Source organism: Agrobacterium sp. P15N1-A, from assembly GCF_044626815.1.
GTDB classification, from domain to species: Bacteria; Pseudomonadota; Alphaproteobacteria; order Rhizobiales; family Rhizobiaceae; genus Agrobacterium; species Agrobacterium leguminum.
In genome coordinates, this window is the sequence record NZ_JBIUPF010000009.1 from 154,435 (window position 1) to 166,333 (window position 11,899).

Consider the following 11,899-nt stretch of genomic DNA (forward strand, 5'->3'; position numbering starts at 1 on the left):
CTGCAAGCGCCGATTTGTAAAATTGATGGCCATGGAGATTTGAAATGTTGAAGCGTTTTCGAGAAAAATGGCGATCGTGGGAAGATGCCGTCCTGGGTATCGACGATCCGCAGGGAGACTACCTCGCCGCATTGGAAAAACGGCTGGATCGACTGGAGACCGAAGTGGCTGGATTAAAGGCACAGCCCCGCGAAGAGGTAGTGTGGGAGGACGGCGCCGAAAACAAGGGGTGATGGCTGTAGCCGCTCAACGAGGTTGCTGTCGAGCTCGATGCGGCCGTCGGTGAGAAAGCGCTCGAAGATGGAGCGACGCGAGGCGACATAACGTATCGCCTCAGCGAGCTTCGACTTGCCGGAGATCCGAGGCAGGGTTGCAACAGGTCAAAGAGCTCCTTCGACTGAGGATTCTGACGGCTCCCGACGGGATGTCAGCTATTCAATGCAATGCTGCCACCTGAAACCTGCCATTTGATCGGCACCACGAAACGGCAGAGCCGCCGCGAGAGCGGACTGTCGGCGACCCGGAACGGCAGTGCATGTAATTGTTCTGAGCTGGCAACCTCGTTCGGGCTGACGTTGCAAAGCGACAACCACTTTCTCGCAGGCCGACGGTTACCGCCGAGAGGGCCATCGAACAAAGATCGCACAAGCCGGCGAACTGCTTCTTGTTTCACATTGCGGTTTCAGATCGCTTTGGCCTGCGTATTGCGCGAACTTTGGGGCTATCGCCAGCGCCGCAGAAGAACCGATCGCGTCCGTCGGATTCAAGCCCCGAAACTGCCATTTCCGCCGGCATATCCAACCGCTCCAGCACTTCACCGGTTGAAGGATCGATGCGGCGGACATCGCTTTGGTCGTTCTCCCACGTACCGTGCCAGAGCTCGCCGTCGACCCACGTGACCCCGGTAACGAAGCGATCGGTTTCGATCGTTCGTAGCACCTTTCCCGTCTCGGGATCGATTTGATGGATTTTGCGGCCGCGATGTTGCCCGACCCAGAGCGAACCTTCAGCCCAGGCAAGGCCGGAATCGCCTCCATTGCCGGGGGCGGGAATCGTGGCGAGCACCTCGCCAGTCTGTGGATCGACCTTCCGAATCACCGCTTCAGCAATCTGGAACAGGTACTCGCCGTCGAATGCCGTGCCGGCATCCGCGGCAATATTGAGCGAGGTCAGCACGTCTCCGCTGTCGGGATCAAACGCCTCCAGTTTTGCACCTGTCGCCATCCAGACGCGGCGGCCGTCAAAGCTGACCCCATGGACGTGATCCACTCCGGGAAAAGGGCCATATTCACGGATAATTTCGGCGGCTGTGTGTTTCATGCCCTCATCCTAGCCTGAAATGCCGATGGCGGGGAGTAACAAGCTTGTCGGAAAACCCGGAAAGCTCGTCGCAATCCAGCGACGGGCGCGTGCGTGGCCGAACCACTCCACCTTATCATTTTTCTCAAGGGTATCGAGCGCCCGCTGCACCGTGCGCGGGCTGACGTCGAGCGCGAGCGCCAGCGCGGAGCTGGACCAGGCCTCGCCATCGGCGAGAAGCGCCAGCACGTCGCTATGCTTTTCTTCGACGGGCGGCGCAAGCACCGCGACCGCGCCGCCGTCATGTGACTCCAATACGAACCCCTGCTCGGTGGCGCGTATCTGCGCCAAGGGCCTGATTGCCTCGCGCAGACGCCCGATCTCAACCCGCAGCCGAGCGCGGTGCGATTCATCTGCTTCCCGTGCACGAAAGGCGCGGACGAGAAGCTCCTCCCGCGGGACATCTTCCGGCCAAGCCTGACCAAGCACGCGCATGAGCGCGAACAGGACCGGACGATTCGCGAGAAAGACGATGGCTTTATTGACACGCACGACGTTCCGGCACACATCGATGACAAGCGCCCCCGATGCAATGAGCGCCTCCACCTCATCGAGCCGAAGAAGCCGTTCTCCATTACGCGCGACCAGCCGCGCGGCAGGCGCTTCGAAGGCCCGTACGGCTCTATTGACTTCGGCTTTCAATGCAGCATTGCCGACGACCTCCGCGGCGTTTTCTGCGCGATCGAGCGCATCACGAGCCGGCTTCGCGCGTATGCGGCGCATCGCGATGCCCGCGACCACCAACTCGTAGCCTACCCGCGATGTCATCGGCAACGCACCAGCATCGAGGCCGTTCAGAACCCGCTCCGCCTCGTCGAGACGGCCGATCAACAGCAAGCGCCTTGCTTCGAGATAGCCGGCATGCGCGGCGTTCGCGAAGTCTCCGAATGCCTCCAGCGTTGTCCGGGCGGCGGCGAGCCCCTCCATGGGACGGCCGAGGTCGCGCAAGACCAACGCGATCTCTGCCTCCGCAACGGCACATCGCGCACGGGCCATGGGCTCCCGGTTGCCGAAAGCGCGCGCCGCGTTTCCCAGCAGTTCCTTCGCGCGTGCAAGGTCGCCGAGCTGCGCCATGGCAATGCCGCGCAGGGCGAGCGCCGGGGCATCGGCGCGTAAGGCGATGCGCTTGAGCGCTGCAAGCGGATCACCCGCCGCAAGCGCCCGCGCCGCGAAGGTAATCAGAGAGTCCATTCAAATCCCGTCACACTTGTTACTCACACTCTCCCGCCATTCGGACATAGATTCTTGTCAGGTTAAGCGTCGCAGGAAGCATTGTCGAACCTCAATTGGGAATTCAGAAATGGCAATGTCCAAACCAACGAGAAAACGCTCTTCGGACACGCTGCGATCATGCGATGTCACAGGCTGGCTCGTTCTTGCAGCTTCGCCGACCTTCGCGTCGATGGCCTGGATTTCGGCGAACGACATGCAGGCGAGGATCTGCGCGTCCCCGTCCGGCGCGCTGCCGATCAGCGACATGGCCTTCATGTACCTGCTGATGAGCCTCTTTCACCTGCCGCCCTGGCTGAAGCTCGCTTCCGCTTACTGGCGGCAATGTCCATCCCCTAAAACCCGAGGAGACTGACAATGAACCACAAAATCGTTTCAACCAAAGACTGGCTCGCCGCCCGGCGGGATTTTCTGAATGCGGAGAAAGAGCTTACTCGACACCGTGACGAGGTCGCCCAAAAGCGGCTGGCGCTGCCATGGGTGCAGATCGAAAAGGAATATGTGTTCGATACGCTCGATGGCCCCAGAACGCTTGCCGATCTGTTCGATGGCCGATCGCAGCTTCTGGTGCAGCACTTCATGTTCGCGCCGGGATGGAAGGAGGGTTGCCCGAGCTGCTCTTTCATGGCCGATCATACCGATGGCATGAACAATCATCTTTCGCATCACGACGTTACCATGATCGCCATATCACGTGCACCGCTCGCCGACCTTGAGCGCTACCGTAAACGGATGGGCTGGCGCTTCAAATGGGTGTCGTCCTTCGGAAATGACTTCAATCACGATTTCCGTGTCAGCTTCACACCCGACGAGGTCGCCTCCGGCAAGATCGACTACAATTTCGGAGAGTGGCCGGAACTTGGCGAGGAGTGGCCGGGCATCAGCGCCTTCTACAAGGACGACGCCGGCCAGGTCTTCCGCACCTACTCCACCTATGGGCGCGGCGTCGAGGCGATGATGGGTACCTATCAGCTACTCGATCTCGCCCCGAAGGGACGCAACGAAGGCGAAGGAATGGACTGGGTCCGCCGCCACGATCGGTACGAATAGCAGTCCTTACGTTTACCTATTCGCTCGTCGCTGAGGGAGCGGATGTTTTTCCCATCTTCTTTGACTACGGACAGCATTGCGTCGAGATGGAGTGGAGCCGGGCGAACGAAGTTCTACCCACGGAGATGCGTAGGCCAGAACGCTGCAACGTTTCCGACCTCTTCCGTGGATCGCCATCCCGTCTCCACGATGCCGACCTCGTAATCACGGCGGAAGGAAGCCTCGACGGGCAGACACCTTTCGGCAAGGTTCCGACTGAAATTGCCCGCCGTGCAAAGACGGCCGGCGTTCCCGTCGTTGCCCTTGCAGGCACGATCCGCAAGGGTGTCAGGCTCAATTTCGATTGCGGGATCGATGCTTTCGCCTCAATATTGACCCTGCCCTGCTCGCTGGAGGACGCGATCTCATAGGCACCGAAGCTTCTGGCGCGCGCGGCGGAAGATCCCGTCAGGATGATCATGATCGGGACGACCCTGCGAATACCGACGGGAAAGGTGGGCTGACACTGGAACCTATGGAATACGAAAAAAATTGTCGGCGAAGAAGTTCCAAAGAGCCTGGAGTTCCGCTTCCACCCCGCTTGCATACAAAGTTTGAGTTGACCCTCCTGGATGGTGAGGCGACACTTGAATGCCGAAACGAGGGGGGAAATGATGGACCAACCACAACGATGGCGCCATATGGCAAGCGCGCCGAAAAACGGAGATCGGATTCTCATCACGATACGTTCGTCCGAACAAGGGCCGTCCCAGGTAGACCTTGCCTACTGGTCGAAGGGCGACCAGTACGGTTCAGAGGGCTGGCGTGCCTCGGACTCTTCGCCGGGGCGGATCATCGAATACGCGGAGCCGGAATTGAAGTGCTGGATGCCTATGCCCTCCGCCAATACCGATGGCCTCACGATGCCCGCTCCATGGGAGGGCGAGGATGCCCGCGAGCTCGATGGGTCGGGAATCTGAGGAGAAAGCCAAAGCAATAAGCCCGCAACGGTCACCATCGCCCAGTGGCTGGCGGCTCTTCTGGAAACTGATGCACCAAAAACTGCTCCACGACTTTCGCCAGTTTGCGCACAGCAAAAATTAAGGAGAACAGGACAATTTGTTCTCCGGCTACTGTTGGAGAGTAACAATGCAGGCTCGGCGTTGGCGCGTAATAGCAGTGGGGATACTTCTGGCCATAATCGGAGCCGCGCTTCCCATTGCCGCCATGGCCTGGACCTCCTGGCGGGTCGCGGTCCAAAAGGAACTCGACATCCTGGCTCTCGTTGCCGAAAGGTCACTCGCGCGCGCCGACAATACATTCAAGGAAGCGCAAGGCGCGCTGGAAGCAATCGAGGCCGCGCATCTTCCTGCGTGTTCGGATCAACATATCGCGCAAATGCGGATCGTGACGATCAATGTTCCGTCAATCGAGGAGATTGGTTATTTCGAAAACGGCGTTATCAAATGTACGTCCTGGGGCCGCACCGCAGGAAATATCGCCAAATCCCATGTCGATTATGTCACGTCCGAAGGCATCGAAGTGACGTTGCGTATTCAGCCGGGTGTCAGCCATGGCGATCAGATGACGAGTCTGCACCTCGGCCATCACAACGCGCTCGTCGCGCCTTCCCGCTTTGTCGATATCATACTGCGAGACGGAATATCCCTCGCGCTCCTCAACGATCATGGGCAGGTCATCAGCACGCAGAACCAGCCGGATGCGCGCGTTGTAACGGCACTTGCGGCGCAGGCGGGCCGGGATGTCAATGATGCTTCGCTTTACTCTGTCGTAAAAGACGATGGGCTGACCGCAGTCGTCCTCGAACCGAGGGCGGCTATGCGGGAGAAACTCCTGCGCGAGCTGATGGTTCTTTTGCCGATCGGAGCATTCATTGCGTCCTTTATCGTCGGAATCATCGTCTGGATGTCGCGCAAGCGGTTGTCCCCGCAAACAGAATTGGAAATCGCAATTCGGAATCGCGAATTTGTCGTTCATTATCAGCCGATTATCGATCTGAAGACCAATATATGCGTCGGCGCGGAGGCGCTCGTCCGCTGGAGGCGGCCCGATGGCACCCTTGTAAGACCAGATTTTTTCATTCCCCTTGCTGAGGAGACCGGATTGATAGAGCCTATTACCGATCAGGTCGTCGAAGCCATTATTGCCGATATCGGGCCCATGCTCGTTGAGGATCGTACGCTGCACATCGCCGTCAATCTCTGCGCCCAGGACATCAAAACCGGACGAATTTTGGATTTCATCGATCAGCGTCTGACGCCTGCCGGTATCCGCAAGGAGCAAATATGGCTCGAAGCGACGGAGCGCGGTTTCATCGACATCGACGCGGCCCGCATTACCCTGGATAAAGCGCGCAGGGCAGGACATTCCGTCGCAATAGACGACTTCGGCACCGGCTATTCCAGCCTTCAATATTTGCAGGGGCTCCCCATGGATGCCCTGAAGATCGACAAGTCCTTCGTCGACACGATCGGCAGGAACACCGCCACCAGCACCGTCACGCTCCATATTATCGGAATGGCGCGTGAACTTGGCCTGTTCTCCGTCGCCGAAGGTATCGAGACGGAGGAGCAGGCAGCCTATCTGCGCGAACATGGCGTGGACTTCGGTCAGGGCTGGCTTTTTTCGAGGCCCCTCCCCGCCGGGCAATTTATCGCGTTCCAGCGGCAAAACAAATCGGAATACGGTGCCGCTCCGGAGGTCATTCAGGCGACGCCTGTCGAAGCGGTGGAAAAGAACCCCTCACTTTGATGGTCTGTTTCGGACCGCCAGAACACAAATTTTCTGCGGAACAATCGGTGGATGCTGAAGTTACTCTTCCTCAGGAGGAGGACCATCTATGATCACCAAAGCCATTTTTGCGGGGGCAGCCGCTGCCCTGACGACGCTTTTTTCCACCGTGGCACTGGCGCAGACCGACTTGACCATGTGGTATCACGGCGCGGGCAATGTGGAAGAACGCAAGATTCTGGCCGGCATCATCGAGGACTTCAATTCGTCCCAGTCGGACTGGCGGGTGTCGCTTCAGGAGTTCCCCCAAACCGCCTATAACGAATCCGTCACCGCCGCCGCGCTCTCCAACAAGCTGCCAGACATTCTGGATGTCGACGGCCCCAACATGCCGAACTGGGCGTGGTCCGGTTATCTGCAGCCACTGCAGATCGATGAGGCAAAGCTTGCCAATTTCCTGCCCGGCGCGGTGGGAAAGTGGGGAGACAAGCTCTATTCGGTCGGCCTGTGGGACGCGGCTGTCGCGGTCTTCGCCCGCAAATCCGTTCTCGATGAAAATGGCATTCGCATTCCGACGCTGGACCAGCCATGGGGCGGCGAGGAATTTAATGCAGTGCTCGAAAAGCTCGCGGCCAGCGGCAAATTCGAATATGCGATCGACCTCGGCATGGCCGATAAAACCGAATGGTACAGCTATGCCTTCAGCCCGTTTCTGGAAAGCTTCGGCGGCAGTTTGATCGACAAGGAAAATTATCAAACCGCCGAGAACGCCCTCAACGGAGACAACGCCATCAAGTTCGGAGAATGGTGGCAGTCCCTGTTCCAGAAAAAACTCGCACCCGGAACATCGCAATCGCCTGCCGACCATGAAACCGGCTTTCTGGAAGGCCGCCACGCCCTGCAATGGATGGGCAACTGGGTTGCGGTGAAGGCTCTGGAGAAATATGGAGACGACCTGCTGTTCCTGCCTGCCCCTGATTTCGGGAACGGTCCAAAGATCGGTGCAGGCTCCTGGCAGTTTGGCGTCTCAGCCACCAGCAAACATCCCGAAGGCGCCTCCGCCTTCATCGAATTCGCCATACAGGACAAATATCTCGCGCAGTTCTCCGATGCGATCGGCCTCATCCCGGCCACGTCTTCGGCAGCCCAGATGACGAAGAACTACAAACAGGGCGGCCCGCTCGAGGTTTTCTTCGAGCTCTCGAAACGTCAGGGAACGTTGCGCCCGGTGACGCCCGCTTACGCCTTCATCTCACCGGTCTTTTCCAAGGCCGTGTCCGACATTGCCAACGGCGCGGATGTTGCCGATACGCTGGACAACGCGGCCGACGAGATAAACAACAACATAGAGCGCAATTCCGGTTACCAACCCAAATAGGGGCGTGTGATCGATGGCGCTCTTTTCTTCAAAGGGGAAACTGACCCGGGACGGCTTGACGGGCTGGTTCATGGCTGGACCGGCGCTGGTGCTGATCGGGCTTTTCCTGATCACGCCCTTTCTGCTGGGGCTCGGTTTTTCCTTCACCAACCAGCGGCTGACATCTCCCAATCCAACCGCGTTTGTCGGCGTTGAAAATTACACCCGGCTGCTGGGTATTGGTGTGCTCACGCTCGAGCCGGAAAGGGAGGCGGATGGGAGCCTTAAACAGGGCGCAGATGGCGCCATCTCCTATCCGCGCATTCGCAATTTCACCCGCAACAATCCCGACTATCCCCATCTGGAGGGGATGCGGGAATATAAGAGCTTCACCTGGGGTGAGAACCAGATCGTCATTCTGGCGCGCGACGTCGTGTTTTTGACCGCGCTCGTCAATACGCTTGCCTTCGTGGCGGTCGTTGCACCGGTTCAGGCGGCGCTGGCGTTGTTTCTTGCCCTGCTGGTGAACCAGAAGGTCCCCGGCGTCACGATTTTCCGCGCGATCTACTTCATGCCTGTGGTGCTGTCGGTGGTGGTGGTGGCGCTGCTCTGGCGGTTTATCTACGCGGCGGATAACGGGCTTCTGAACAGCCTTTTGAGTTATATGAGCTTCGGGCTGTTCCAGCCAGTCGACTGGCTGGGCAAAACGGATACAGCCCTGTGGGCCATCCTCATCATGTCAGTCTGGCAGGGCGTCGGGTTCCACATGGTCATATGGCTCTCCGGTCTGCAAACCATCTCTCCGGATCTATACGAGGCTGCCGATATCGAAGGCGCGAACCGCTGGCAGAAGTTCAGCATGATAACCTGGCCGCTGCTGCGCAACACGGCCGTGCTGATTATCATCGTCATCACCATGCAGGCTTTTGCCCTTTTTGCGCAGATCGACGTGATGACCAAAGGCGGGCCTCGCGATTCCACGCAGAGCATTGTCTATCAGGCGGTTGAGCGAGGATACCGCCAGCAGGACATCGCGGCCGGTTCCGCAATTTCGGTCGTCCTGTTCCTGCTCGTCCTGTGTATCTCGCTAACCCAGCGATACCTCACAAGGGAGAAGCCATGATGCAGGCCGGACAACGCAAAAGCCTCGCTTTTCTCATCGGTAACTATACGCTCATGCTTGCCTTCGCGGCGATCTTCATTTTGCCCCTGTTGTTCATGGGGTTCTCGTCGCTAAAACCGAACGACCAGTTGCTGCGTGACGCCACATCGATACGAGCCTTCCTGCCGGTGGGAAATCTCTCGCTTGAAAACTATACGGCAGCTTTCGCCCGGGCACCGATTGCGACCTTCATATTCAATTCGGTTGTGGTGACGGGCGTTACCGTGTTTCTCGCGCTGCTGCTTGGCTCGCTCGCCGCCTTCGCCTTCACCTTTTTGAACTGGCGCGGAAAGGATGTTCTCTTCTCGATCATCCTCGCCACGCTCATCATTCCCTTTGAAACAATTGCCGTGCCGCTCCTGCTGGAAGTCAACAACCTGCCATGGATTGGCAGCAACGGGTTCACCTGGGGATGGCTCAACTCCTGGCATGTGCAGATCATTCCATGGATTGCAGACGGGCTGACAATTTTCCTCTTCGCGCAATATTTCAAGGATTTGCCGAAGGAGTTACTGGAGGCGGCGCGCATCGACGGGGCAGGCTGGCTGCGGATTTACGCGCAGGTGGTTATGCCGCTCAGCGGCCCGGTGATCGCAACGGCTGCGATCCTGAAGTTTCTCGTCATGTATAGCCAGCAGTATCTGTGGCCGCTTCTCGTTACCCAGTCCGAGGCATACAGACCTGTAATGGTTGGGCTGCAGTACTTTTTCCAGCTCAACACGCCCTGGGGCGAAGTCATGGCCTATCTCACCATCATCACCCTTCCGGTGCTGATCTTTTATCTCTGCCTGCAGAGGCTGTTCATTTCCAGTATCGCGGCAAGCGGGATAAAGGGATAGCGCCTCATCCGGGTACGGGGTGAGGCCGTAACCGCTAATAGCTTGCAAGCTGGTGGCAGAAGTGTGAATCACTGAGCGAAAGCATCTGGCTCCGATCCAACTGCAGGGAGGGCAAGTCGCGCAACGTGATCTGCGATCGGATAAACCGCCTGAAACAAAGCGGCAAAATGCCTAAACGCTTTACTCATACTCGCGGACGAGGCTGAAATACGGGTGACGCCGGGCCTCTGCGGGAACGAAGGAAGAATTCGGAAAATCATCCGCGCCTGAATCACTACGGGTTTGACCCGGCTGCTGGCTCAGATGCCCTTCTCACATTAACCGATTGTGCCGCTCTGGAGGATAAGGCTAATGAAAATGAGATTTCTCAGTGAGGCTGTTCTCGCCTTAATGTTTTCCACCGCAATCGCCTGCGCCCAGCAGGCATCCGACACTGTGGCGCCAGAGAAAGCGACGGGGCTTGCGACTGCCAGACGTGTCGAGTCAAGGAGCTTCATGGTCGCCGCAGCCAATCCGCTGGCGGCCGAGGCGGGGCGCGACGTGATCGCCGCGGGCGGTAACGCCGTAGATGCGATGGTGGCGGTGCAGACCGTGCTGGGCCTCGTTGAGCCGCAGAGTTCCGGTCTCGGCGGCGGCGCCTTCCTCGTCTATTACCACGCAAAAAGCGGCAAGCTGACAACGTTGGACGGCCGGGAGACGGCGCCGATGGAGGCCACGCCAAAGCTCTTCCTGGATGACAAGGGTCAGCCGCTTAAATTCATGAACGCAGTAATCGGCGGCCGTTCCGTTGGCACGCCGGGAACGGTGCGACTTCTGGAGGAAGCTCACAAACGCTATGGAAAGGCGGAGTGGGCAAGCCTGCTGAAGCCGGCGGAAACGCTGGCGACCGAGGGTTTTCAGGTGTCGCCGCGTCTTGCCTCCCTCATCGCGTCCGAGGGCGACCGGCTGAAGAAATATCCAGAGGCGCGGTCCTATTTCTTTGATACCTCCGGGGCAGCCTTGCAGGCCGGTGCTCCATTGAAGAACCCGGCCTATGCCGAGACGCTTGCAGCGATCGCCAAAGGCGGCGCCGATGCCTTTTACAAGGGGAAAATTGCCGAGGCGGTCGTCAAGACCGTGCGCGAGGCAGCCGACAATCCCGGCGTGCTGTCGCTTTCCGATCTTTCCAACTATCGCGTCATCGAGCGCGAACCGGTCTGCTTTATCTATCGTGCACTTGACGTTTGCGGTATGGGACCGCCATCGTCAGGCGCTATCGCCATCGGCCAGATGCTCGGCATGGCGGAGAATTTCGATCTCAGATCTCTAGGCCCGAAAAATGTCGACAGTTGGCGCATTATCGGCGATGCGCAGCGTCTGGCGTTCGCCGACCGCGAGCGTTACGTCGCTGACACCGATTTCGTGCCGCTACCGATCAAGGGCATGCTGGACAAGACCTATCTAGGCGACAGAGCAAAGCTTCTCGACGGCGACAGGGCCTTGGCCAACGATGCCGTCAAGGCCGGCGAGCCGGAATGGGACCATGCGCTACTTTTCGGTCGGGATGCCGCACTCGAATTGCCTTCCACAAGCCATTTCGTCATTGTCGACAAGGATGGCAACGTTGTCTCGATGACGACGACGATCGAAAGCGGCTTCGGCTCGCGTCTGATGACGAATGGCTTCCTGCTCAATAACGAATTGACGGACTTTTCCTTCAAGACCCATGACGGCGGCCTCCCTGTCGCCAACCGCGTCGAGCCCGGCAAACGGCCGCGCTCCTCCATGGCCCCGACTATCGTGATGAAGGATGGAAAACCGCTGCTCGCCATTGGTTCGCCCGGCGGTAGCCAGATCATCGGTTATGTGGCCCAGGCGCTGATCGCCTATATCGACTGGGGCATGCCCGTCGAGGCGATCGTCGCCCAGCCGCATCTCATCAACCGGTTCGGCACCTACGACATCGAGGCCGGCACCAGCGCGGAAGAACTGGTCGGTCCGCTGAAGGCGCTGGGTTACGAGGTGAAACCGGGTGAGATGAATTCCGGTCTGCATGCTGTCGAAATCACCGCCCAAGGCTTGGCCGGCAGCGCCGACCCACGACGCGAGGGGGTGGTGGTGGGGGAGTGAACACTCAGCCTGCGGAAAAACGGCGGCCTCAAGAGATTGAGCATAGCGTTCGTGTGGAGGTTA

General features: G+C 58.8%; 12 protein-coding genes and 1 pseudogene. 9 read left to right on the forward strand and 4 right to left on the reverse strand.

Annotated features, from left to right (window positions below):
• Positions 1-44 precede the first annotated feature (44 nt).
• Positions 45-233 carry a hypothetical protein gene (locus ACIK7D_RS25205; RefSeq protein ID WP_080820160.1) on the forward strand — a complete coding sequence of 63 codons (189 nt, stop codon included), beginning with the start codon at positions 45-47 and terminating at the stop codon, positions 231-233.
• Here ACIK7D_RS25205 and ACIK7D_RS25210 read toward each other — a convergent pair.
• The 4 genes and pseudogenes from ACIK7D_RS25210 to ACIK7D_RS25225 form a co-directional block, all read right to left on the reverse strand.
• Positions 174-371: pseudogene (locus ACIK7D_RS25210) on the reverse strand (transposase); the annotation flags it as partial. The gene ACIK7D_RS25205 and the pseudogene ACIK7D_RS25210 overlap by 60 nt on opposite strands.
• Positions 372-669: 298 nt before the next feature.
• Positions 670-1,320, reverse strand: a complete 651-nt coding sequence (locus ACIK7D_RS25215; protein ID WP_080820159.1) for a glutaminyl-peptide cyclotransferase — start codon at positions 1,318-1,320, stop codon at positions 670-672.
• A gap of 9 nt (positions 1,321-1,329) precedes the next feature.
• Positions 1,330-2,550 carry an HTH domain-containing protein gene (locus ACIK7D_RS25220; protein WP_080820157.1) on the reverse strand — a complete coding sequence of 407 codons (1,221 nt, stop codon included), beginning with the start codon at positions 2,548-2,550 and terminating at the stop codon, positions 1,330-1,332.
• 57 nt (positions 2,551-2,607) lie between these two features.
• Complete coding sequence (locus tag ACIK7D_RS25225) at positions 2,608-2,838, reverse strand: hypothetical protein (protein ID WP_400157793.1); 231 nt, start codon at positions 2,836-2,838, stop codon at positions 2,608-2,610.
• A 108-nt stretch (positions 2,839-2,946) separates the two neighbouring features.
• On the opposite strand from ACIK7D_RS25225, the gene ACIK7D_RS25230 reads away from it, so the two are divergent.
• The 8 genes from ACIK7D_RS25230 (at position 2,947) to ggt (ending at position 11,836) form a co-directional block, all read left to right on the forward strand.
• Positions 2,947-3,639, forward strand: a complete 693-nt coding sequence (locus ACIK7D_RS25230; protein ID WP_400157794.1) for a DUF899 domain-containing protein — start codon at positions 2,947-2,949, stop codon at positions 3,637-3,639.
• A gap of 125 nt (positions 3,640-3,764) precedes the next feature.
• A complete protein-coding gene (locus tag ACIK7D_RS25235) occupies positions 3,765-4,049 on the forward strand; it encodes a glycerate kinase (RefSeq protein WP_400157795.1) in 285 nt (94 codons plus the stop codon).
• 243 nt (positions 4,050-4,292) lie between these two features.
• Positions 4,293-4,598: a hypothetical protein gene (locus tag ACIK7D_RS25240; RefSeq protein ID WP_400157796.1), complete on the forward strand. Its 306-nt coding sequence runs from the start codon at positions 4,293-4,295 to the stop codon at positions 4,596-4,598.
• Between the two features lie 169 nt (positions 4,599-4,767).
• Entirely contained in the window at positions 4,768-6,390 is a 1,623-nt protein-coding gene (locus ACIK7D_RS25245) for an EAL domain-containing protein (RefSeq protein ID WP_400157818.1), read from the forward strand.
• Between the two features lie 88 nt (positions 6,391-6,478).
• The gene (locus tag ACIK7D_RS25250) at positions 6,479-7,747 is read left to right on the forward strand and encodes an extracellular solute-binding protein (protein ID WP_137454451.1); all 1,269 of its coding nucleotides are present in this window, start codon (positions 6,479-6,481) and stop codon (positions 7,745-7,747) included.
• A 13-nt stretch (positions 7,748-7,760) separates the two neighbouring features.
• Entirely contained in the window at positions 7,761-8,849 is a 1,089-nt protein-coding gene (locus ACIK7D_RS25255) for a carbohydrate ABC transporter permease (protein ID WP_400157797.1), read from the forward strand.
• Positions 8,846-9,727 (forward strand): carbohydrate ABC transporter permease, encoded by an 882-nt coding sequence (locus ACIK7D_RS25260; protein ID WP_080820146.1) that lies wholly within the window; start codon positions 8,846-8,848, stop codon positions 9,725-9,727. The genes ACIK7D_RS25255 and ACIK7D_RS25260 overlap by 4 nt, the downstream gene beginning before the upstream one ends.
• A 351-nt stretch (positions 9,728-10,078) precedes the next feature.
• Positions 10,079-11,836: a gamma-glutamyltransferase gene (gene ggt / locus ACIK7D_RS25265; RefSeq protein WP_400157798.1), complete on the forward strand. Its 1,758-nt coding sequence runs from the start codon at positions 10,079-10,081 to the stop codon at positions 11,834-11,836.
• Positions 11,837-11,899: the final 63 nt, after the last annotated feature.